This window comes from Seonamhaeicola sediminis (assembly GCF_004358095.2).
Classification (GTDB): Bacteria; Bacteroidota; Bacteroidia; order Flavobacteriales; family Flavobacteriaceae; genus Seonamhaeicola; species Seonamhaeicola sediminis.
Genome location: NZ_SMZJ02000002.1, coordinates 283,455 through 307,516, shown reverse-complemented (window position 1 = coordinate 307,516; position 24,062 = coordinate 283,455). Strand labels below are relative to the sequence as shown.

Here is a 24,062-nt window from a genome sequence, read left to right as displayed (position 1 = left end):
CAGTACTTTAAACAATTATAAGGAATAGTTTTTGATAAAAACATTGGTTATAAATTTAAACATTATGAAAAATTTACTGTTTGTTTTGATTTCTTTAATTCTATTTAGTTGCGGAAATAAAACGAACAAAAAAAATCATTCTATAATAGGGATGGAGTTTCAAAAGTTTAAGGAAATAGAAAGATTTTCAAATTATTCTAAAATAAGTGATACAGTTGTTTACGGAAATTATTCTGAACCAAAACATGGAATTCTTCATTTACGAAACAAAAAAATTAATCTGATAATTTTTAAAAGCATAAATTTTGACTCAGAAAATGAAAATAGGATTTTTAGAATTCTGGATACATTAGTGATACCAAAATTGAATAAACATGAAGTTATCACAATAGGATATTGCCAACGAAATGATAATAACAACGAAAATCTTATCGCGATTGTTGAAAAAACCGATAGCTTAAAAATTCGGAATATTAGAAAAGTATGGACCGCAAATACAAATACCAATAAAATTGAAATTGTAAATAACCTAAACAGAATTAACTGTTTTAATGAATGGTTTTCAAAATAATAACTGTTTAGGCAGTGGTAGTAATTCTGTATGATCTATGTCCAATCTCGAAGAATACGTAAATTTAAAAAGCTGATAAGATTCTACGCAAAAATTATGACCAAACCACTTTACAAAGGTCTAAATAAGTACAATTAGGTTGTGTAAGATTCTGCAACTGCTTTAACAATAAGCGGCTTAGTTAGGGGGAATAGTTTACTCAAACAAAGCTTTTAATTCAGTAGCTTCATTTGGTTTTATTTTTCCTGCAAGTAATAAACTTAATTGCTTGCGTCTTAAGGCAGCATCAAACCGTTCTTTTTCAAGACTAGTCTCTGGAATAACTTCGGGGATACTTATGGGACGCCCAGTTTCATCAACTGCTACAAATGTATAAATAGCTTCATTTGCCTTGGTTTTTTCGCCAGATTCGCGGTCTTCAATCCAAACATCTATAAATACTTCCATAGAAGTTTTAAAAGCTCTAGATACTTTAGCTTCTACCGTTACAACACTACCCAAGGGAACAGCTCTTGTAAACGCTACATGATTAACAGAAGCGGTAACCACAATACGCCTGCTATGGCGTCTTGCAGCAATACTTGCGGCTCTATCCATTCTTGCTAAAAGTTCGCCGCCAAATAAATTGTTAAGCGGATTGGTTTCACCGGGTAAAACCATATCAGTGAGTATGGTTTTGGATTGTTCAGGAGTATATGCGTCCATTACTGTTGATTTAACAAAAGCAAAGGTATATGCTTTTAAGGATATAAGAAAGAAAATGACCTATAATGTAAGTGCCTTAGTTTTCTACTTTTACAACTGCAATTTTACCGTTAAATACAGTATTCTTTTCTGATGATAGAGCCGCTTTGGCAGTGCCAAGATCACTAAAAATTTCGTTGTATATAAGGTAGTTTTGACTTTTTTTATCAAAGAAGAAACCAAGATTTTCATGACCAGTTTCAGAAAGATTATTGATAAACTCTTCACTATCTGAAATATTAGAAAAAACACCAATTACAGTGTAAAAACCACTCTTTAAATTATCTACTTCTTTGATTATAGGTGTAATGTTGGGACTTTGATTAAAAAAAGTGTCTTTTGAAATTAATTGCCCTTTACCAGGGTTAGTTAGTAGGCTAGATTGCTCAAATTGGAATGTACTTTCTTGAGGAACTTTTTTAGGAACGTTTTTACCAATAGTTTTATTTGCAACATTTTTAACTTTTAACCAAGCGTCTTTATTGTGAGTCTTTTTAATAGTTCTTAGAGCTTGCAAAGCTTCTAGTCTATCTTCGTAGCTACCATAAACAACTTCGTGTAAACCGTATTTGTTAACACCTAATTTTCTGGCTTTAAATCCTTCAGCTTTAAGTTGCTTTATTTTTTTAACACTATTTTCTTCAACTCTAAATGCTCCAGCTACAATATGATAGTTACCTGTTTGTTTACTAACATTTAAAGTAACTGTAGGTAAAGTACTTAAACTAAAGGTGGCTTGTTGAATTTGATAATCTAGTTTCTGTTCAGCTTCTTCTTGAGCTAATTGATTGTGCGCTTCAATGTTATTAATATAGTAATTAGAAGCTGCAAACCCTCCTAATGTTAATGCTATTAAAGCAACAGCGGCATACCTTAAATAAGGTCTGGCTTTACGTTGTTTTGTAGTAATGGCAATAGGGACAACTTTTTCAATATTTTCAACATCTTGTTTATAAACCTCTCTGTTAACAAGGGGTGATACAAACCGTGATAGCCCAAAAGAATCAGTTAAATAATTAAGATTATAAGTAGGTTCAAATAAAATTTTACTTTCATTATTTAAGCTTATGTCTCCTATATTCTTAAAAGTAAGCGTTTCACCCTGTGTTAAATAAGATTTTAAAATTTTTACACGCTTTGCTATTTTTTTATTTGCAACTTCAAAGGGGATTTTTTCAACATCAGCAATGTAGTGAGCGAGTAAACCATCATTTGTTTGAATTTGTTCATTAAATGATATACTCTTACTAGGAGGATAAAATGTATTAGTTGAATCATTAATTGAAACCGATACACGTTGGGTTAAAAAGGCTCCAAACTCAGGAATAGTAACACATTCGTATCGATATAGTAAATCGCTAATATAGGTTTCAAGTTGCATGAAAACAAAGTTAAAAAAATAAGTTTCTAATGAAAATCTGGGGATAACTATTTATTAACAAACAAGAATAATGTGTCAAGTAATAAAAAAGCATTGCGTTAAATTTATTGGTAATTATTGGTTAAAAATGTGTTTCTTGTAGGGTCTAATTTTTTTTTGAAAAGTAAATAATGACCGAAAAGGACTTGCTATACACATTGGCTTTACAGCATGTATCAAACATTGGTGATATTACAGCTAAAAGACTCATTTCTTTCTGTGGTTCTGCTGAAGCTGTTTTAAAAGAGAAAAAGCAAAATCTTGCTAAGATTGATGGTATTGGACAAGCCATTTTATCAGATATTCACAATGCTGAACATTTAAAGGCAGCAGAACAAGAAATTGTTTTTATAAGAGAAAATAAAATTAAGGTTTCCTATTTTACAGGTGATACCTATCCAGAAAGATTAAAACATTGTATAGATGGTCCAATTCTTTTGTTTCAAACAGGTAATATCAATTTAAAAAATCAAAGAATTATAAGTATTGTAGGAACAAGAAAAATTACTACAAACGGCATTGCGTTTTGTAAAAATTTGATAGAGGAACTCACACCTTATAATCCAGTAATAGTTTCGGGTTTTGCCTATGGAACAGATATCACAGCTCATAAAGAAGCATTGAAAAACAATTTGCAAACTATAGGTTGTTTGGCTCATGGATTGAATCAAATATATCCTAAGGTTCACAAAAAATATATGGTTAATGTTGAAAAGAACGGTGGGTTTTTCTCTGATTTTTGGAGTTCTGATGCTTTTGATAGAAACAATTTTTTAAAAAGAAATAGAATTATTGCTGGTTTAAGTGAAGCCACCATTGTGATTGAGTCTGCTGAAAAAGGAGGTAGTTTGGTAACTGCTGACATTGCCAATTCTTACAATAGAGATGTTTTTGCAGTTCCCGGTAGGGTAACAGATTTGTTAAGTATAGGTTGTAATAATTTAATTAAACACCAAAAAGCCATGATGCTTTCTAACCCATTAGATATACCCTATATTTTAAATTGGGAATTAGAAAATGCAAATAAACCAGCAGTTCAAAAGCAATTGTTTGTTGAGCTAAATACCCAAGAAAAACAGATATATAATTATTTACTAGAAAACAACAAACAGCAATTAGATACTATTGCCATTACCTGTAATATACCCATTTTTAAAGTTTCTAGTATTCTTTTAAATATGGAGCTAAAAGGAGTTATCAGACCACTTCCTGGTAAATTGTTTGAGCTTGTTTAATACCCAATTTTTCTTCTAACCCTGTCTAAAACATTATTAGCAACTAATTTTGCTTTTTCTGCACCTACTAAAAGTGCTTTATCAAGTTCAGCCAGATTGTCCATGTAGTAATTATATTTTTCGCGTTCTACCGCAAACCTTTCTGTAATTAACTCAAACAAAGCTTGTTTTGCATGCCCATAACCATAACCACCTTTTTCGTAATTGGCTTTCATGGTTTCTTTTTGTTCATCTGTAGCTAGTAAACTGTAAATAGCAAAACAGTTGCAAGTTTTCCAGTCTTTTGGATCATCAAGTGGAGTACTGTCTGTTTTAATAGACATGATTTGTTTACGCAGCTTTTTATCTGGCAAAAATATGTTGATTATGTTTCCTTTGCTTTTGCTCATCTTCTCACCATCGGTACCGGGAATAAGCATGGTTTCTTTTTGAATCTCGGCTGTAGGCAACACAAAGGTTTCGCCAACCTTTGAGTGAAAACGAGAAGCCACATCACGAGTCATTTCAATATGCTGCTCTTGATCTTTTCCAACGGGAATAATTTCAGCATCATACATTAAAATGTCTGCAGCCATAAGCATTGGATACGTAAATAAACCAGAATTAACATCCTCTAATCTATCCGCTTTATCTTTGAAACTATGTGCAAGAGTTAATCTTTGATAAGGAAAGAAGCAATTTAAATACCAAGTCAATTCGGTAACTTGTGGCACATCACTTTGCCTGTAAAATACACTTTTTTCAATATCTAAACCAAATGCCAACCAAGTAGCAGCTGTAGAATAGGTGTTTTCTCTTAATGTATCAGCATCTTTAATCTGAGTTAAGGAGTGTAAGTTAGCAATAAACAAATAAGAATCGTTCTCAGGTTTTTTAGCCATTTTTATTGCTGGAATGATAGCGCCTAAAATGTTTCCTAAGTGGGGGGTGCCTGTACTTTGTATACCCGTTAGTATTCTTGCCATAATATAATTTTATGAAGCGACAAAGGTAATTTTTTTAATAGAATTGCTCAATACAATTGTGTATTTTTGGTATTAATGAAGTTATTTAAATATCCTTTTTGGGTTTTATATCGCATTTGGTTTTATGTTCTTGTAACTATCCCTATTGTTTTACTATTCCCAGTACTTTTATTATCTATCTCTAAAGAATCATGGTATCCTTTCTTTTTTAAATTAGCTAGGTTATGGGCTAAATTCATTTTAAGTGGCATGGGATTTAGATGTGTTTTTCAAAAAGAACAAGAACCAGAACAGAGTAAAAGTTACATGTTTATTGCTAATCATACATCAATGATTGATATTATGCTCATGTTGGTATCTGTAAAAAATCCATTTGTTTTTGTAGGAAAGAAAGAATTGGCTAAGATTCCGTTATTTGGCTTTTTTTATAAGCGCACTTGTATTTTAGTTGATAGAAGTTCTGCTAAAAGTAGGCAAGCCGTTTTTATAAGAGCTCAAAAAAGATTACAATCAGGATTGAGTATTTGTATTTTTCCTGAAGGTGGCGTTCCTGAACCGCAAATAGATTTAGACGAGTTTAAAGATGGCGCTTTCAGGTTAGCTATTAAGCATCAAATACCTATTGTACCAATTACGTTTGCCGATAATAAAAAACGATTTTCTTATACTTTTTTTAGCGGAGGACCTGGAAAAATACGTGTTAAAATTCATAAGTTTCTTTTAACTGAAGGCTTAACAATTGAAGATACTAAAACTTTGAATGAGAGGGCTAGGAACATTATTTTTAAACAGTTAAAAACATTTAATAAATAAAAAACTGCTCTGGGGAAGAGCAGTTTTTTTGATAATGGTTTCCGAGCTTAATGAAAACCATTATCCAGATCTAACCAAAAACCTAGAATTTAATAGCAAATCCGGTATAAACTCCAATTATAATTGGGGTAAAATTTCCGGAAGTATTGTTAAATGTATTGATTTGATATTTGAACATAGGTTCTAAATTCAAATCTATTTTTTCTGAAAATTTATAACTGAATCCAAAACCAAAATTAGCACTGTAACTAATTTTATTTAGGTTATTGGCTTCTCCTAAAAAAGTTCTGGAGCCATTTTCGGCTTCAGAAAATATTTTATTATTATTTAAAAAGAAAGAACTAAAACCACCAATAACATTAACTCCCAGTTTGTTGTTTAATAAGGCGTATTGAATTTCTAAAGGAACTTCAATGAAACCAAATGATTGGTTAATGGAACTATTAGTTAAATCAAAAGATTCTGGAATAGAACTTTTATTTAAATTTTCACCACTAACAATAGATATATTTTCTGATGACGCAAAGTCGTTAGATTTATTTTTCGGGGTAATATTTTGTAAAGAATTATTAATAGAACTACTTAAACCAGTGGTTTGAAAAATTACCACATTATTGGTATTGTATCCTAAATTAACTTTATTAATACCAGAACGAATCTTAATTTTATCGTTAAACGCATAACTAGCTGAAATGCCATAGCTCATATTAAATTCACCGCTTTTAGGATTACCATTAAACTGCTGGTCTATAGAGGACCCTTCTCCTAATGTGTTAAAATAAACAGGCGCTGCATTAGGAACTACTGCCCATCGGTTTCTTTTCTCGGTGTCTTCTAAAATGTCATTTTTTTCTTCTAAAGCTTCTTCAATAGTTAAGTTTTCTTTGTTATTGTTTTCGGCTATAGCTTGATGGTTGTCTTTCTTACTTAACTCTCTTTTATTATGGGCAACCAAATTTTTACCATCAACTGAATTGATGTGAGTTGTTTTATTTTGGATAATTTTTTCCTCGCTATTTACGTCATTATTAGTTTTGTTCTCTTCTAATTTAGTTGAAACAACCGAATTATTAAAGTTGCCGTCAAGCTTGTTAGAACTGTCAGTTTCTGTTTTATTATTGGCGGCTATATTATTATTTTGCTTTTTATTGACATTCAGATTTTTATCTATTTGACTTTCATTTAAATTTTTTGAAGTTGAAGTTTTAGCAATGGTTGTTTCGCTTTGTGGAATAATATTATTTAATGGTGATTCAGATACTTTAGTTTTCTCTTCGGGGATTATTAAGTCATCTTCGTTTGAATTTGAAATAACCTTATTAACGTTACTCTTATAGATATCTAAGTTTTTATTATTTGAACTGTTAGTATCAATATCTTCGTTAACTATTTCAGTAGGATTATTGTTGTTAGAATCTTTTTTAAAGACAATGCCAAGGGTAAGCAATAGTATGAGTAATGCTGCCACGCCTGCATATCGCCACCAGATAGGAATAACACGCCTTTTCTTTTTCTTAATTAGATTAGCTTCAATACGTTCCCACACTGTATCGCTAGGAGTTGCTTCAAAATCTTTAAAGCCTTCTTGGAATAACCTATCTATATGTTTTTTATCACTCATTTATAATGATTGTAAACTTTGGGACAATTTATAATCTTCAATGTTCTGCTTCAAAATCTGTCTTGCCCTTGCTAAGTTAGATTTTGAGGTTCCTACATTGATATTTAGCATATCTGCTATATCTTTATGTGAAAAACCATCTAGTACATAAAGGTTAAAAACCAATCGGTACCTATCTGGCAACTCTTGAATGATTTGTAAAAGAAAATCTAGAGAGAAACCATCTTCATGAATCTCAATTTCTTCATCTTCAATAGTATTTTCATTTACAATATCAAATACTTTTTCGTTTCTATAACGTTGCAAAACCGTGTTAATGGTAATGCGTTTTAACCAACCCTCAAAAGAACCTTTATGTTTAAATTGTTCAATTTTGTTGAAAATTGTAAGAAATGAATCTTGTAAATTATCTTCTGCTTCAGCATAGTTGCGCGAATACTTCAAGCAAATAGAGAATAGCTTATTTGAAAAAAGCCTATATAATTCTCCTTGTGCTTTGGTATCATTAACCTTACAATTTTCTATGAGTTGGTTTAAACTCAAACTTAAACATGTATTAATTAATTTCTTACTTTTTACTCAACTACAGGTACCTCTATAGTTAAGAATAGGCTTTCACCATTGCTGTCTTCACCCTGCCAAAATTTAAAAATATAAGAACCATTACTGGTTACTATAAAATTAAAGGTGGCTTCAACCAGTTCGTCTGTTAGGTTTTCACAGTCATTTCTATCAAACACATAGTTGATAGGAGCCACAGTACGCTCATTAAGTTCTTTTAAATAATAAAATTCGTTAAAAGCGTAACAAGTTGAGGGTCTAAAATAAGAAATAGTAATAGGATAAACTTCTCCTAAGACAAATTCTGAGGGTATATCTACACTCTCAACTGGTAAAATTTCAAAACTATAGTTTATACCATCATCGTCAACACTACAAGAAGCAAAAAGCGTTAGTGTTAAACATAGCATAATAACTCTTTTCATAGCAAACTTTTTAGGGTTAAATACATGTTTATAACCTTTAGATGTTATAACTATTGAAAGGTTGCGTGTAAAAACAAAAAATCCCGATAATTTCGGGACTTTATTTAATTATTATGAGGTTACAATTTCTCTAACCTTGGCTTCGAGTTCATCCATGAGTTCTGGGTTATCTTTTATAAGAGCTTTTACAGCATCCCTTCCCTGCCCCAGCTTGGTATCTTGGTAGCTAAACCACGAACCACTTTTTTTGATGATTTCATTATCAACGGCAATATCCAAAATTTCACCTACTTTTGAAACGCCTTCACCATACATAATATCAAACTCTGCTGTTTTAAAAGGTGGTGCCACTTTATTTTTAACCACTTTAACCCTTGTTTTATTACCAGACACTTCGCCATTGGTGTCTTTAATTTGAGTAGAACGTCTAATGTCTAATCTAACGGAAGCATAGAACTTTAAAGCATTTCCACCAGTTGTGGTCTCTGGGTTACCAAACATAACACCAATTTTTTCACGTAATTGATTAATAAATATAACAGTGCAATGGGTTTTACTAATAGAAGCTGTTAATTTTCTTAAAGCCTGTGACATTAAACGCGCATGAAGTCCCATTTTAGAATCACCCATTTCTCCTTCAATCTCACTCTTAGGAGTTAAAGCAGCTACGGAATCTATAACAACAATATCGATAGCGCCAGAGCGAATTAAATTATCGGCAATTTCTAAAGCTTGTTCTCCATTATCGGGCTGTGAGATAATGAGATTATCTATATCAACACCTAATTTTTCGGCATAAAATCTATCAAATGCGTGTTCAGCATCTATAAAAGCAGCAATACCACCAGATTTTTGGGCTTCGGCTATTGCGTGTAAGGTCAACGTAGTCTTACCCGACGATTCTGGACCGTAAATTTCTATAACCCTTCCTCTAGGATATCCACCAACACCTAAGGCAATATCTAAGCCTAAGGACCCCGATGAAATAGCATCAATATCTTCAACAGCGGCATCACTCATTTTCATTACCGTACCCTTTCCGTAGGCTTTATCTAGTTTGTCTAATGTAAGTTTTAGCGCTTTTAATTTTGCCTCTTGTTCTTTACTCATTTATCTTTTTTTCTGAAGTTATACATGCTAAAATAATACATCTTTTTTCACAATACAATTTTATCACGCAACCTTTTTCCACAATTTGCATCTAATATTAAAGTGGGAAAAACTTTGCTATGAAATATGCCTACTTGGTAAAACTAAAACTAACTCAATTCTGACTGAAAAGCACTTTATGTCCCTAAAGTGCTTTTTTATTGTGTAAATAGTTGGTTCTGTGTAAAAAATGTACTTTTGCAACCTGAAATATTTCTTAACCTTATAAATTAGTATAGCATGCAACTGTACAATAAATTAAGTGCTAAAGAAAGAGCAGCATTAATTGAGCAAGCGGGAAAAGACCGCTTAACGCTTTCTTTCTATCAATACGCCAAGATTAGTAATCCACAAGAATTTCGTGACCAACTTTTTGTAGTTTGGGATAGATTAGATGTTTTGGGTAGAATTTATGTTGCCTCCGAAGGTATTAATGGACAATTATCGCTACCAGCAGATAGATTCAATGAATTTAAAGAACATCTAGATACTATTAACTTCTTAAAAGATATTAGACTGAATATCGCAATTGAGCAGGACAACATGTCTTTTTTAAAATTGAAGGTGAAGGTTCGTAATAAAATTGTAGCCGATGGTTTAAATGACAACACCTTTGATGTTACTAACAAAGGTATTCATGTAGGTGCAGAGAAATTTAATGAGTTAATCGAGAATAAAAAAACCGTTCTTGTTGATATGCGTAATCACTACGAAAGTGAGATTGGACATTTTAAAAATGCTATAACTCCCGATGTTGATACATTTAGAGAATCTTTAGATATCATTGAAGAGGATTTAAAGGCGCACAAAGAAGATAAAAACTTGGTAATGTATTGCACTGGTGGAATTCGATGCGAAAAAGCCAGCGCCTATTTTAAGCATAAAGGCTTTAAAAATGTATTCCAGTTAGAAGGAGGTATTATTGAGTACACACGCCAGATAAAGGAACAAGGGTTGGAAAATAAATTCATTGGTAAAAACTTTGTATTTGATGAGCGACGCGCTGAAAAAATAAGTGATGAGGTTATTGCACAATGTCACCAATGCGGAAAACCGGCCGATGTGCATACAAACTGTGCCAATGATGCTTGTCACTTGTTATTCATTCAATGTGACGATTGTAAAAATGAAATGGATAATTGTTGTTCAACCACTTGTCAGGAAATAAATGCTTTGCCATACGAAGCGCAGAAAGCGTTGCGAAAAGGGCAAGGTAATAGCAATGATATTTTTAAGAAAGGGCGTGCAGACCATTTGCCATTTAAAAAAGACCTAAGAAACATTTACGAAACCCTTAAGGTTGATAAAAAATAGCGTTATGCAAAAGATTGAATTAATGGCGCCTGCTGGAAATTTTGAATCACTTCAAGCGGCTTTAGATAACGGTGCAGATTCCGTTTACTTTGGAGTTGAGCAATTAAACATGCGAGCGAGGGCCTCTATTAACTTTACAATTGATGATTTGGAAGAGATTTCAAAAAGATGCAAGGCTAAAAATGTTCGCACATATCTTACGCTCAATACTATTATATATGACCATGATTTATCTATTGTAAAAACATTGATTAAAAGAGCAAAGGAAGCTGATATTACGGCAGTAATAGCCATGGATCAAGCTGTAATTGGTATGGCTCGTGAGCAGCAAATGGAAGTGCATATTTCTACTCAAATTAATATTACCAACATTGAAACGGTAAGGTTTTATGCTATGTTTGCAGATACAATGGTATTGAGTAGAGAGTTAAGTTTACGCCAAGTAAAAAAGATAACCGAGCAAATAGAAAAGGAAGAAATAAAAGGACCATCAGGACGATTGGTAGAAATTGAAATTTTTGGTCATGGGGCTCTTTGTATGGCGGTTTCAGGCAAGTGTTATATGAGTTTGCATTCTTATAATTCATCGGCAAATAGAGGTGCCTGTAAGCAAAATTGCAGAAAGAAATATACGGTTATTGACCAAGAGTCTGGTTTTGAGATGGAATTGGATAATGAGTATATCATGTCACCAAAAGACTTATGTACTATTGATTTTCTTGATCAGGTTGCAGATGCAGGCATTAAAGTTTTGAAAATTGAAGGTCGCGGTAGAGCTCCAGAATATGTAGCTAAAGTAATTGGATGCTATAGAGAAGCCATTGATGCTGTTGAGGCTGGTACGTATAGCAAAGAAGAAGTCATTGCTTGGATGCAAACTTTAGAGACTGTTTACAATCGAGGTTTTTGGAGTGGTTATTATTTGGGGCAAAAACTGGGGGAATGGAGTAAAGGTTCAGGGTCTCATGCTACACAGAAGAAAGTATATATTGGTAAGGGGATGCATTATTTTCCTAAACCAGAAATTGGAGAGTTTAAAATAGAAGCCTTCGACCTTAAAATAGGCGATACTATTTTAATTACGGGTCCAACAACCGGCGTTAAAGAATTGAATGTTGCGGAAATGCTTGTTAATGATAAAAAGCAGTCTTCCGCTTCAAAAGGAGACTCTGTTACTATTCCGTTAGGTTTTAGAATCAGACCATCAGACAAGCTTTATAAAATTGTTGAAAACAAAGTAGAAGCTTAATGGTAGTAGTAACCTTGCAACGTGAAAAGTGCATTGGCTGTAACTATTGTGTAGAACTAGCACCAAATCAGTTTCAAATGTCTAAAAAAGATGGGAAAAGTGTATTGCTGCAGTCCAAAGAAAAAAAAGGTTTTCACACAATAAAATCTCCAAATGACTTTATTTATGATGAATGTGATAAAGCTGCTAAGGCATGTCCTGTAAAAATTATTAGTGTAAAAAATGTTTAGTTTACTATTTTAACTTCCCTAACTTTTAAGTAAGTATAATAATCTTATCTTTACAAATCGAATTTAATATAAACCGTCATTCGTAATAATTTAATTATTAGCGAACTCAATATATAGATCTATGGCTTGTGCAAGCTGTTCAACAAAAGACGGCCAACCAAAAGGCTGTAAAAATAATGGTACGTGCGGAACGGATAGTTGTAACAAACTTACCGTTTTTGATTGGTTATCAAATATGTCACTTCCTAATGGCGAAAAGCCTTTTAACTGGGTTGAAGTTCGTTTTAAAAACGGCAGAAAAGACTACTATTACAATTCAGATAATTTAACACTCAGTATTGGAGATATTGTAGCTACGCAAGCTAAAACAGGTCATGATATAGGTATGATTACCCTCACTGGCGAATTAGTGCGTATTCAAATGAAGCGTAAGAGTATTGCAGACAATATTGAAGAAGGGCTTAAAATTTACAGAAAAGCCACTCAAAAAGATATTGATATTTGGCAAGAAGCACGAGATAGAGAAGATCCAATGAAGGTTAAAGCACGCCAATTTGCTATAGATTTAAAGTTGCAAATGAAAATTTCTGATATTGAGTTTCAAGGTGATGCCAGTAAAGCAACGTTTTATTATACTGCTGAAGAGCGTGTAGATTTTAGAGAGCTTATTAAGGTATTTGCCCGAGAGTTTAGAACGCGTATTGAAATGAAGCAAGTTGGTTTCCGTCAAGAAGCCTCCAGATTGGGTGGTATAGGTTCATGTGGTAGAGAATTATGTTGTTCTACATGGTTAACAGATTTTAGATCGGTTAGTACTTCTGCGGCTCGTTATCAGCAATTATCATTAAACCCTCAGAAATTGGCAGGTCAGTGTGGTAAACTTAAGTGTTGTTTGAATTATGAGTTAGATACCTATCTTGATGCGCTTAAAGATTTTCCAAAAGCCGATGTAAAACTTCAAACTGAAAAAGGAGTGGCGGTATGCCAAAAAACTGATATTTTCAAAAGGCATTTGTGGTTTGCTTATGAGGGAGAATGGACTAATTGGCATAAATTAACAACAGATCAGGTTAAAGAAATTATTGATCTAAATAAGAAAAACGAAAAAGTTACAAGTCTTGAAGAATATGCCTCAGACCTTATTGAGGATACTAAAGCAGATTTTGAAAACGTTGTAGGTCAAGATAGTTTAACTCGCTTTGATAATCCAAAACCTAAAAAGCGTCGTAAAAATAATAGAAACCGAAAGAATAATAGAAATAGAAACCAAAGAAAACCTCAAAACAGTAAAAATGCAACAAAATAATAGTTGGCTATTTTTTTTAATACTTTTTTTTGTTGTGGTTTCTTGTGATTCAAACCGGGTGTTTGATACCTATAAATCTATTCCTAATACATGGCATAAAGATTCTATTGTAAGTTTTAAAGTTACGCCACCAGATTCAATAAACGCCTATAATCTATTTATTAATTTAAGAAACACAAGTGCTTACAAATACAATAATTTACATGTAATAGTTGAAATGGTTTTTCCGCATGGAAAAACTATTAAAGACACATTAGAATATAGAATGGCAGACCCTAACGGAAAGCTATTAGGAACAGGATATACTGATGTAAAAGAAAATAAACTTTGGTATAAAGAGCTTGTTATTTTTCAAGAAAAAGGTGAATATACGGTAAATATTCAACAAGCTATGAGAGAAAACGGAAAGGTTAATGGTGTGGTGGAACTTGAGGGTATAACTGATGTTGGTTTTAGAATAGAAAAACCAGAAATCTCCAAATAAAAATGTCAATAGTCACACTTAGCGTAGTCAAAGTATCTTTAATAGTAAAAAAGGAATGGCAAAAACAAAAGCAAAAAATAAAAAAACCGCTACCCCAAATTTTTCAAAATACATTCGTTGGTTTTGGATTTTATTTTCTGTGGGTGTTTTATCTGTAGTATTTATTTTTCTAATGGCATCTTGGGGTGTTTTCGGCAAGCTTCCAGACCATACCCAATTGGAAAACTTAAAAACGCACTTGGCAGCCGAAATTATTTCTTCGGATAGAAAAACCATTGGTAAATTTTATTTAAATGATAATAGAACCCCAGTAAGTTATAATCAACTTCCAAAACATTTGGTGGAAGCTTTGATTGCTACAGAAGACGCTCGTTATCATGAGCATTCTGGAATTGACGCTAGAGGGACTTTAAGAGCTATTGTTAAATTAGGACGAGGAGGTGGAGCCAGTACTATTTCACAACAATTGGCAAAACAATTATTCACAAAACAAGTATCAGACAGTAAGTTTGAGCGAGGCTTTCAAAAAGTAAAAGAATGGATTATCGCTACGCGCTTGGAACGCCAATATACTAAAGAGGAAATCATTGCCCAATATTTTAATATTTATGATTTTTTAAACAATGCCGATGGTATCAGAAGTGCATCAAGTATATATTTTGATAAAGAGCCAGAAGAGTTAGACTTGAAGGAATCGGCTATGTTGGTGGGAATGTTTAAGAACTCTTCTCTTTTTAATCCGAGAAGGCGCCCAGAAATGGTACGAGATAGACGGAATGTGGTTTTGGCTCAAATGGCAAAATATGGTTATATAGACGAAAAATTAAAAGATTCACTTCAAAAAACAGAACTCGATTTAAAATACACACCTCAGTCACATCGTGATGGATTAGCGACGTATTTTAGAGGCTATTTAGATGGCTTTATGAAAGATTGGATTAAAGAGAATCCAAAACCAGACGGCTCAAAATGGAACTTGTATAATGATGGTTTAAAAATTTATACAACTATAGATTCTCGCATGCAACAATATGCTGAAGACGCTGTTCAGCAGCATATGCCAAGGTTACAAGCAGAGTTTTTCCATCAAAACACACCAAAACGTAATCCTACAGCGCCATTTTTAGAATTAACACGTGGGGCTATTGATACTTTGATGCGAAAATCAATGAAGCAATCTGAACGCTGGAGACACATGAAATATGATTTAAAAAAATCAGACGAAGAGATAAAAGCCTCGTTTCAAAAACCTGTTGAAATGAAAGTTTTTGAGTGGAAAGATGGCGTTGCAAGTGAGATAGATACCATTATGAAACCATGGGATTCTATGAGATATTACAAATCTTTTTTAAGAACAGGAATGATGTCCATGGATCCGCACACAGGTCATGTAAAGGCATGGGTTGGAGGGATTAATTACAGACATTTCCAGTATGACATGGTTAAGCAAGGAAAAAGACAAATAGGGTCTACATTTAAGCCGTTTGTTTATACAGCAGCCATAGATCAATTACATTACTCGCCATGTCAGGTATTTCCAGATACCCCATTTTGTATTGAGGCCAATAAATATGGGAATCCTGAAGAATGGTGTCCAAGAAACTCAGGAGGAGAAAATGACTATGGAGGAACTAGAACACTACAAAACGCTCTAGCTAACTCAGTTAATACCATTACAGCACGCCTAATTGATAAAGTAGGACCGCAACCGGTGGTAGATTTAGCTAATAAGTTAGGTGTGGAGTCTAATATACTTCCAGTACCTTCTATTGCTTTAGGAACACCAGATTTAAGTGTTTATGAAATGGTAGGTGCTTATGCTACCTTCGCTAATAAAGGAGTATATACAAAGCCTGTAATGGTAACCACTATTGAAGATAAAAACGGAACCGTACTGTATCAATTCAAACCAGAAACTCGTGATGTTTTAAGTGAAGAAACTGCTTATGTAACTGTAAAACTTTTAGAAGGAGTAACTGAAGGTGGGTCTGGTACTAGATTAAGACATTCTGGTGCTACTAGTCCAGAGTATAAAGAAATAATTACTGGTTATCCTTACAAGTTTGATAATCCTATTGCAGGAAAAACTGGAACTACTCAAAACCAAAGTGATGGTTGGTTTATGGGTATGGTACCTAATCTAGTGACGGGTGTTTGGGTTGGTGCCGAAGATAGAGCTGCACATTTTGCAAGCATAACCTATGGACAAGGGGCTTCTATGGCTTTGCCTATTTGGGGGTTATATATGAAGAGTTGTTATAATGATGAAACCCTTAACATATCAAAGGAAGAATTTGAAGAGCCTGAAGAATTATCAATTATAGTTGATTGCTCTAAAATAGTTAAAGATGATATTGTTAATGATAACTTAGACAACACCATTCCTGAAGAATTAGAATTTTAGATTCTAAAGATTTCTGGCAAACTCAACATAAAACGCTATAGATTCAGGATTGCGCATGGCATCAATATTAATAGATTTTTCAATGGGCATTTTAAGTAATATCTTTTTTACCGGAGCCTCCATTTTTTTTCCACTAATGGTATAAGGAATGTCTGTAACTTCAATGATTTCATCTGGTACATGACGTGGAGAATAATCACTTCTCAGTTGATAATTTATAGCTTGTTTAATATTATCTGTTAATGGGATTCCTGCTTTTAACTTTACAAATAGAGGCATGTAGTGTTTACCTCCTTCTAATTCTAGATTTATAATTAAAGAATCTTCAACATCATTGATTTTGTTTACAGCACTGTAAATTTCACTCGTGCCAATTCTAATGCCGTGTCTGTTCAATGTAGCATCAGAGCGTCCAAAAATTATCAAACCTTTGGTTTTGGAGTTAATCTTAATAAAATCGCCGTGGCGCCACTTACCAGGATAGTCTTCAAAATAACTTGCCAGATATCGGGTATTGTTCTTGTCATTCCAAAAGTAAATAGGCATAGAGGGCATAGGTTTATCAATAACCATTTCACCTAAATCATCTTCAATAGGGTTGCCTAAATCATCTAAGGCATACAGAGAAACTCCCAAAGCTCTACACTGAATTTCACCAGAGTGTAGAGCATACAATGGCATACCACCTACAAATGCTGTACAAACATCTGTTCCTCCTGCCATGGAACATAACCAAACATCGGTTTTTATGTTTTTATATACATAATCAAAAGCTTCAGTAGGTAAAGGAGCTCCTGTAGAGCTTATAGATTTTATAGATTGCAGGCTATGTGCTTTTTTAATATCAAGTTGCTTTTTCATATTGGCAACCAAATAAGGGGCACTAGTTCCAAAATGATCAATGGTTAAATTGTCTGAAAACCTCCAAAGTGAATCAAATTTTGGATAGGTTGGGCTTCCATCATAAAGCACTATGGAAGCTCCCATAAGTAAAGCAGATTGTAAAAAATTCCACATCATCCAACCAGTGGTAGTGAACCAAAAATAACGTTCACCTTCACGGACATTGTTATGAAATGCCATATACTTGTAATGTTCAAGTAAAATACCACCATGTGAGTGTACAATAGCTTTTGGTAACCCTGTGGTTCCAGATGAGTATAGTACCCAAATTGGATGATTAAAGTCTACAGGTTGAAACTGCAATTCATATCCATTAATACTATAAATAGTATTAATATCTAAATATTCATTAGGTAAATTGTCTAGGGCTTTTTTGTTTAAATAGGGTAGAACAATTACTTTTTTTAAAGTAGGCAAAGACGAAACAATGTCTATAACTGTTTCAGTTTTATCAAAAGGTTTTCCGTTATAGGTGTAACCATCAACAGCAAATAAAACTTTAGGTTCTATTTGAGCAAAGCGATTTACAACACTTTCAGTACCAAAATCTGGGGAGGTACTAGACCAAATAGCACCAAGAGCATTAGTTGCCAAAAAAGCAATAGTTGCTTCAGGAACATTGGGTAAATAGGCTACAACTCTATCTCCTTTAGTGACTCCTAGAGATTTTAAATAGCTTACCATGGAAGCTACTTTTCTTTCCAATTCATCCCAAGTAATTTCTATGTTTATTCCAGATTCATTACTGAAAAATATAGCTATTTTATTTGGTTTAGATTGCCTAAAAATGTGTTCGGAATAATTTAGAGAAGCACCTTCAAACCATTTACAATGAGGCATATTGTATGATGACAACACTTGGGTGTAAGGCGAATGAGATTTTATCTGAAAGTACTTCCAGACACTTTCCCAAAAATCTTCAATATTTTCAACAGACCATTGCCATACATCATGATAATTTTCAAATGACAAATTGTATTGCTCTTTCAGCCAGTTGCAATATTTGTTTAGTAGGCTGTTTTGTTTAAAATTATTAGAACCTTCCCAAAGCTTTTTCATGAATTAAACCGTCTAAGTTCTTTCAAAGATAAAAATTTAACTGCAGTTTTAACTTTTTAGGAAAAGGGTACTTCAAGTAAAATTTATAGTAATATCGACAAAAATGTTAAAATAAAATGCATTTCATCGAAATTATATGTTTTTAATCTGATTAATTGAAAAATAATTTGATATTAGCAGTCCCCAAATTTACCAAATTACATTTATAGATTATTCCAAATCTACCATGAACTTAACCTACAGAAATATGGAACCAAATCTACCTGAACTACCTACGTTCGAACCAAACCTACCTGAGGAACTTCCATTAAATGAATGGAAGTTTAAAGAAACCCTTCAGGATAATTTACGTTTTTTTAAAAGTTTAATATATCTAACAAAACGTGTATTCATGCTATAACCCTTTAGGGATAGCATGAATTAACTTTTTAGTGTAATCTTTCTTTGGGGAGTTATAGATTACATCAGCATCATCAAGTTCTTCAACCTTACCTTGATTCATAACCAAAAGTTGGTCAGACATATATTTTACCACTGCTAAATCATGTGAAATGAAAATATAGGTAAATCCAAACGTTTCTTTAAGTTTATTAAGCAAGTTTAAAACCTGTGCTTGAACTGATATATCCAATGCTGAAACTGATTCATCGCAAACAATGAGTTTAGGCTGTAATGCTATAGTTCTAGCAATGCCAATACGTTGCCTTTGTCCTCCTGAAAATTCATGCGGATATCGGTTAAAATAATCTTCAGATAATCCAACACTTCTTAATATTTCAAGCGCTTTTACTTTTCGTTCTTTATCAGAATTAAAAAGCTTATGAATTCTCATAGGTTCCATAATAGCTTCTCCAACAGGAATTCTTGGATTTAATGATGAATACGGATCTTGAAAAATGATTTGAATGTCTTTCCGAAGTTTTTTCAACTCGTATTTAGAAAGTTTGGTTATGTCAACACCTTTGTACATAATTTGTCCTGCTGTTGCTTTATCTAATTGAAGAATAGCATTCCCAAGAGTAGATTTACCACAACCCGATTCGCCAACTAAACCTAGTGTTTCGCCTTCATACAATTTAAAACTGATGTTATTGACTGCCTTAAAGACGGTTGGTTTTTTTAACCAACCAGATTTTGAAAAGTATGTCTTTTCAACATTTATAACTTCCAATAAGGGTGGTTTATTATAAAGCTTTTTATGTTGAAGTTTGCGTTGTTCTTCTGTTACTATTTCTCCCGAAATGGAATCATCTAAATAATCTTGAATGGTAGGCAAGACTTTTAATCTAGTATCTAACGAAGGACGGGAATTAATGAGTGCTTTGGTATAATTGTGCTTAGGGTTATTAAAAGTGCTGTAAACATCACCTTCTTCAACAATATTACCTTGGTACATAACTAGAACCCTATCAGCAATTTCAGATATCAACGCTAAATCATGCGTAATGAATATAACACTCATTTTAGTTTCCTTTTGGAGTGTTTTTAGCAATTTGATAATCTCTTTTTGCACAGTTACATCTAAAGCGGTTGTGGGCTCATCTGCTATTAAAATATCTGGCTTACAAGCAATTGCCATAGCTATAATAACACGTTGCTTTTGTCCGCCAGAAATTTCATGAGGATAAGATTTAAACACCCTGTTTGGATCAGGTAATTTTACTTTTTCAAACAGGGAAATGACTTCCGATTTAGTTTCAGATTTAGATAAGTTGGTATGTTGAAATAAAATTTCTTGAACCTGTTTACCACAGGAAATTGAGGGGTTCAAGGAACTCATGGGTTCTTGAAATATCATGGCTGTTTTATTACCTCTGATTGTTTGAAATGCTTTTGAAGAAAGCCTTGTTAAATCTGTATTATTAAACATAATACTTCCAGAGGTGATTTTAGAAACACCTTTTGGGAGCAGGCCTAAAATGGATAATGATGATACCGATTTACCAGAACCAGACTCACCAACAATCCCTAAAATTTCATTTTTAAAGAGGTTATAGGAAATGTTATGAATTACTTCATTGTTACCAAATGAAATGGAAAGGTTTTTAACTGATAAAATAGGTTTTGGATTCATTAAATATGGATAATTTCATCGTCATCTAAAATGTCTTCACCTTGAAATCTTAAAAAGATTTGAGCCACAGCAATCGTATCCTTTTCACAGTACTGTATGATTCTATCAATATTATTTTCTCCATAATACACACTATACACCTCACTACCATCTATATCATCTTTTGGAGATGGAATACCTAAAACATTGGTTAATAATTTTAAAGATGTATAGGTTTTATAATCGCCAAACTTCCATAATTCTAGAGTATCCAAATGAGGGACTTCCCATGGTTTTTTCCCAAAAAGGTTAAGCTTGTATGGTAATTCAATATTATTAATAATCATTCGGCGTGCAATGTAAGGAAAGTCGAATTCTTTTCCATTGTGGGCACAAAGTAAGTGTTTGGTTTGACTAAAATGTGTAATTAAAAGATTTTTAAATTCTTTTAAAATAGTAATCTCATCACCATAAAAAGAAGTCACTCTAAATTTTCTTGTATCACCATGAAAGTTAAAATACCCTACAGAAATACAGATGATTTTTCCAAATTCTGCCCAAATACCAGCACGATCATAAAATTCTTCTGCAGTAAAGTCGTCCTTACGTTGATATTGTGATTTGTTTTCCCAAAGGATTTGTTTTTCCTTGTCTAAATCTGAGAAATATTGCTGTTCTGGGACCGTTTCAATATCTAGGAATAGTATGTTTTCTAGGTTTACTTTTGAAATCATTCTCTAAGCATTTTATAAGCTTCATCAATATATGTAATTATATCTTCGGTAAAAGGGTTCGGTTTTTTCCTTGAAGCATCGCTAGATTTTTCATGCCCTAAACGTATAATAATTAAGTTGTCGTTAGGTTCAACAATGACGTATTGTCCCAAATGCCCCCGCATCATAAAAAAGTTCTTATCATTTTTTTTGTATAGCCACCATCCGTAACCATACTCTGGACTTTCAGGAAAACGAGGTGTAATAGACTTTACAACAAATGCAGAATCTAAAAGTTGCTTACCATTCCATTTTCCATAATCTTTGTATAATTTTCCGAAACGAGCAAAATCTCTAGCACTGCTAGAAATACAGCAAAACGCCTTTGCTAATCTATTTTTATCATCATCTAGTTGCCATAAAGCATCATTGGTTGCTCCCATAGGTTTCCAAAAGCTTTCGGATAAATAATTTGCCAGGGGTTTTTGGGTTGCTTTTTGAATTATCATACCTAAAAGTTGTGTGCTGCCACTAAGGTATTCAAACTCAACACCTGGAGTTTTTATCACCTTTTGATTTAAAATGGTCTCAGCTAAATCATCATCATAATTAGCTCTAGCTGTTACGGAAAACGGACTTGTATAATGTTCTATCCAATCTAAACCTGAAGCCATAGATGCTAAATCACCTACTGTTGTTTTGGCATAATCATATTGCGGATAAAAATCGCTTATGGGTTGGTTTAAATTTTCAATGTAGCCATCCATTATAGCTTTACCCAATAAAGTGGTTGTAATACTTTTAGCCATAGAAAATGAATTTGTTTTCGAGTTTTCATCAAAGCCATCGTAATATTTCTCAAACCAAACACTATCATTTTTAATAATTAAATAGGCAATAGTACCCCAATCTTGGTTAACTTTAGAAAGCTTCTCGGTTTCTTGTACTTTATTATAACTTGTATGATTTGGCCAAGGTTCGGGCGTATCTCCTTTTTCTATAACATCATTTTCAAAATAGGAATAATCATCAATAAAGGCAGTATTATGTCCTGTAAAATAAACAATGCGAGCACCTCTTAAGATGTAGCCATAATCAAAAATATAGAGTAAAACAACTATTAGCCCAATGGTAATTAATAACCATTTAAAGAATTTTTTTAAAAACTTCATTTATGAATTTTATTATTAAATATAGGAATAAATTCATTGAATAATGAATTAAAATAAAGATTGCTGTTTAAATGGGCTTTCATGATTTAGTAACCATTGCTTACGGTGTAAGCCTCCAGCATATCCTGTTAAACGACTATCAGACCCAATAACGCGGTGACATGGTACAATTATCCATAATGGATTTTTACCATTGGCATTAGCAACAGCTCTTATGGCCTTTGCATTTCCCAATTGTTTTGATAATTCTAAATACGATATCGTTTTTCCGTAAGGAATTTGTTCCAATTGTTTCCAAACTTTATTTTGAAAATCCGTTCCTTGTGGGTTGAGTTTTAAACTGAATTGCTTACGTGACCCTTCAAAATATTCTTTAAGCTGTATCACACAATCTTCCAAAATTTCAGGAATGATATCTGTAGTTTTTTCTTCTGTGTTTAAAATAGTGACGGAATTAACACCATCATCATCACCCGTAATTTTGGTAAAACCTAAAGGCGTATTGATGATACATTCTTCCATTAGTCTTCATCTTTAAGAAGTCCTAATTTTTTGGCTCGGGCTTCCCAGTTTTTTCTGGCTTGTACTTGTAGGTCAGATACATTATCACTTTCATCCATAATTTCCAGACCAAGTAGTGTTTCAATCACATCTTCCATAGTAACTAAGCCACTAACCGAACCGTATTCATCAACCACTAAAGCCATGTGGTTTTTGCTTTCAACCAGCTTTTCAAATAATGTTGGGATGGGTAAATTTCTATGAACTACAATAATATTTCGTTTTAAATCTGAAAGGGTTTTAGAACCGTTGTCCAAAGCCATTTCTTTAAAAATTTCATCCTTTAAAACTAGCCCTGTAATATTATCTGTATTGCCGGTATATATGGGGATTCTGGAAAAACGTAAATTTAAGTTTCTTTTAAAAAAATCTTCAACGGTAGTAGTAGCATTTTCAATTTGCATGATAGTTCTTGGGGTCATAACATCTTTAGCAGATACCTCCTTAAACGTTAGTAGATTTTTTATAATAATACTTTCGTTTTCTTGAAAAACCCCTTCTTCATGAGCCATATCGGTCATAGCCATAAAACCTTCTCTACTCAGAATACTACCGTGACCTTTACCTCCAATGAGTTTTGTGGTTAATTGCAGTAACCAAAGCATACCTGTCCATTTTAACGGGAAAATAAGCACATTTAAGGCTTTTGCTGTAAAGTTTGAGAGTCCTTTCCAATAGGTAGCACCTATCGTTTTTGGAATTATTTCAGAGGCAATTAATATTAAAATGGTCATGATGGTAGACACTACGCCCACCATGACATCCTCAGTATATCTTATTCCAAGGATGGTTTTCGTTTCAGAACCATACATTTCTGCATAGGCTACTTTTGCTTGTACACCAACTAATATAGCACCAACTGTATGGGCGATTGTATTTAAAGTGAGAATTGCAATTAAAGGGCGGTCTACATCCTTTTTAAGTGCTTCGAGTTCTAAGGCATAGGCTTTACCTTCCTTCTTTTTAAGATTAATAAAAGTTGGGGTTACACTCAATAAAACAGCTTCTAGAATGGAGCATAAAAAGGAGAAGAAAATTGAAATAACACCGTAGAATATCAGTAAGGCCATTTAAATGGGTTTTATAGAGGCTAATTTACAAAAGTTAATT

General features: G+C 33.1%; 23 protein-coding genes. 10 read left to right on the top strand and 13 right to left on the bottom strand.

From position 1 onward, the window contains the following. Positions 1–64 precede the first annotated feature (64 nt). Entirely contained in the window at positions 65–571 is a 507-nt protein-coding gene (locus tag E1J38_RS03975) for a hypothetical protein (protein WP_133355734.1), read from the top strand. A 195-nt stretch (positions 572–766) separates the two neighbouring features. Here the strand turns inward: E1J38_RS03975 and E1J38_RS03970 are convergent, their stop codons facing one another. After that, positions 767–1,276, bottom strand: a complete 510-nt coding sequence (locus E1J38_RS03970) for an acyl-CoA thioesterase (RefSeq protein ID WP_133355735.1) — start codon at positions 1,274–1,276, stop codon at positions 767–769. Positions 1,277–1,352: 76 nt separating this feature from the next. Beyond that, positions 1,353–2,696, bottom strand: coding sequence for an HU domain-containing protein (locus E1J38_RS03965; protein WP_133355736.1), 1,344 nt, complete (start codon positions 2,694–2,696; stop codon positions 1,353–1,355). A gap of 170 nt (positions 2,697–2,866) precedes the next feature. Between E1J38_RS03965 and dprA the strand changes: the two genes are divergently transcribed. Then, positions 2,867–3,970, top strand: coding sequence for a DNA-processing protein DprA (dprA, locus tag E1J38_RS03960; RefSeq protein ID WP_133355737.1), 1,104 nt, complete (start codon positions 2,867–2,869; stop codon positions 3,968–3,970). On the opposite strand, the gene trpS is transcribed toward dprA, so the two are convergent. Then, on the bottom strand, positions 3,967–4,935 hold the full coding sequence (trpS, locus tag E1J38_RS03955; protein ID WP_133355738.1) for a tryptophan--tRNA ligase: 969 nt from the start codon (positions 4,933–4,935) through the stop codon (positions 3,967–3,969). The two genes, dprA and trpS, sit on opposite strands and share 4 nt — an antisense overlap. Before the next feature lie 75 nt (positions 4,936–5,010). On the opposite strand from trpS, the gene E1J38_RS03950 reads away from it, so the two are divergent. Next, the gene (locus tag E1J38_RS03950) at positions 5,011–5,748 is read left to right on the top strand and encodes a lysophospholipid acyltransferase family protein (protein WP_133355739.1); all 738 of its coding nucleotides are present in this window, start codon (positions 5,011–5,013) and stop codon (positions 5,746–5,748) included. Between the two features lie 82 nt (positions 5,749–5,830). Here the strand turns inward: E1J38_RS03950 and E1J38_RS03945 are convergent, their stop codons facing one another. The 4 genes from E1J38_RS03945 to recA form a co-directional block, all read right to left on the bottom strand. Next, on the bottom strand, positions 5,831–7,369 hold the full coding sequence (locus E1J38_RS03945; protein WP_133355740.1) for a hypothetical protein: 1,539 nt from the start codon (positions 7,367–7,369) through the stop codon (positions 5,831–5,833). Continuing rightward, entirely contained in the window at positions 7,370–7,912 is a 543-nt protein-coding gene (locus E1J38_RS03940) for an RNA polymerase sigma factor (RefSeq protein ID WP_133355741.1), read from the bottom strand. A gap of 32 nt (positions 7,913–7,944) precedes the next feature. Continuing rightward, complete coding sequence (locus E1J38_RS03935) at positions 7,945–8,355, bottom strand: hypothetical protein (RefSeq protein WP_133355742.1); 411 nt, start codon at positions 8,353–8,355, stop codon at positions 7,945–7,947. A gap of 111 nt (positions 8,356–8,466) precedes the next feature. Beyond that, positions 8,467–9,465 (bottom strand): recombinase RecA, encoded by a 999-nt coding sequence (gene recA, locus E1J38_RS03930; protein WP_133355743.1) that lies wholly within the window; start codon positions 9,463–9,465, stop codon positions 8,467–8,469. 279 nt (positions 9,466–9,744) lie between these two features. Between recA and trhO the strand changes: the two genes are divergently transcribed. From trhO to E1J38_RS03900, 6 genes are all read left to right on the top strand, one after another. Continuing rightward, entirely contained in the window at positions 9,745–10,818 is a 1,074-nt protein-coding gene (gene trhO / locus E1J38_RS03925) for an oxygen-dependent tRNA uridine(34) hydroxylase TrhO (RefSeq protein ID WP_133355744.1), read from the top strand. A 4-nt stretch (positions 10,819–10,822) separates the two neighbouring features. After that, entirely contained in the window at positions 10,823–12,067 is a 1,245-nt protein-coding gene (locus E1J38_RS03920) for a peptidase U32 family protein (RefSeq protein WP_133355745.1), read from the top strand. Next, a complete protein-coding gene (locus E1J38_RS03915; protein WP_133355746.1) occupies positions 12,067–12,297 on the top strand; it encodes a ferredoxin in 231 nt (76 codons plus the stop codon). Before E1J38_RS03920 ends, E1J38_RS03915 begins: the two co-directional genes overlap by 1 nt. Before the next feature lie 121 nt (positions 12,298–12,418). Continuing rightward, positions 12,419–13,603, top strand: a complete 1,185-nt coding sequence (locus E1J38_RS03910; protein ID WP_133355747.1) for a PSP1 domain-containing protein — start codon at positions 12,419–12,421, stop codon at positions 13,601–13,603. Then, positions 13,590–14,087, top strand: a complete 498-nt coding sequence (locus E1J38_RS03905) for a gliding motility lipoprotein GldH (protein WP_133355748.1) — start codon at positions 13,590–13,592, stop codon at positions 14,085–14,087. The genes E1J38_RS03910 and E1J38_RS03905 overlap by 14 nt, the downstream gene beginning before the upstream one ends. A 55-nt stretch (positions 14,088–14,142) precedes the next feature. Further along, positions 14,143–16,491, top strand: coding sequence for a penicillin-binding protein 1A (locus tag E1J38_RS03900; protein WP_133355749.1), 2,349 nt, complete (start codon positions 14,143–14,145; stop codon positions 16,489–16,491). Positions 16,492–16,494: 3 nt separating this feature from the next. On the opposite strand, the gene E1J38_RS03895 is transcribed toward E1J38_RS03900, so the two are convergent. Then, complete coding sequence (locus tag E1J38_RS03895) at positions 16,495–18,453, bottom strand: acetoacetate--CoA ligase (RefSeq protein ID WP_133355750.1); 1,959 nt, start codon at positions 18,451–18,453, stop codon at positions 16,495–16,497. 247 nt (positions 18,454–18,700) lie between these two features. On the opposite strand from E1J38_RS03895, the gene E1J38_RS15070 reads away from it, so the two are divergent. After that, positions 18,701–18,853: a hypothetical protein gene (locus tag E1J38_RS15070; RefSeq protein WP_186525811.1), complete on the top strand. Its 153-nt coding sequence runs from the start codon at positions 18,701–18,703 to the stop codon at positions 18,851–18,853. Here E1J38_RS15070 and E1J38_RS03890 read toward each other — a convergent pair. Genes E1J38_RS03890 through E1J38_RS03870 form a run of 5 tightly spaced genes read right to left on the bottom strand, consistent with a single transcriptional unit; the run spans position 18,848 to position 24,022 of the window. Then, positions 18,848–20,527: an ABC transporter ATP-binding protein gene (locus tag E1J38_RS03890; RefSeq protein WP_133355751.1), complete on the bottom strand. Its 1,680-nt coding sequence runs from the start codon at positions 20,525–20,527 to the stop codon at positions 18,848–18,850. The genes E1J38_RS15070 and E1J38_RS03890 overlap by 6 nt on opposite strands. After that, positions 20,527–21,240, bottom strand: coding sequence for a 3'-5' exonuclease (locus E1J38_RS03885; RefSeq protein ID WP_133355752.1), 714 nt, complete (start codon positions 21,238–21,240; stop codon positions 20,527–20,529). The genes E1J38_RS03890 and E1J38_RS03885 overlap by 1 nt, the downstream gene beginning before the upstream one ends. Continuing rightward, positions 21,237–22,391, bottom strand: a complete 1,155-nt coding sequence (locus tag E1J38_RS03880) for a serine hydrolase domain-containing protein (protein ID WP_133355753.1) — start codon at positions 22,389–22,391, stop codon at positions 21,237–21,239. Before E1J38_RS03880 ends, E1J38_RS03885 begins: the two co-directional genes overlap by 4 nt. A 48-nt stretch (positions 22,392–22,439) precedes the next feature. Next, positions 22,440–22,913 (bottom strand): methylated-DNA--[protein]-cysteine S-methyltransferase, encoded by a 474-nt coding sequence (locus E1J38_RS03875; protein ID WP_133355754.1) that lies wholly within the window; start codon positions 22,911–22,913, stop codon positions 22,440–22,442. Continuing rightward, positions 22,913–24,022, bottom strand: a complete 1,110-nt coding sequence (locus E1J38_RS03870; RefSeq protein ID WP_133355755.1) for a CNNM domain-containing protein — start codon at positions 24,020–24,022, stop codon at positions 22,913–22,915. The genes E1J38_RS03875 and E1J38_RS03870 overlap by 1 nt, the downstream gene beginning before the upstream one ends. Positions 24,023–24,062 lie beyond the last annotated feature (40 nt).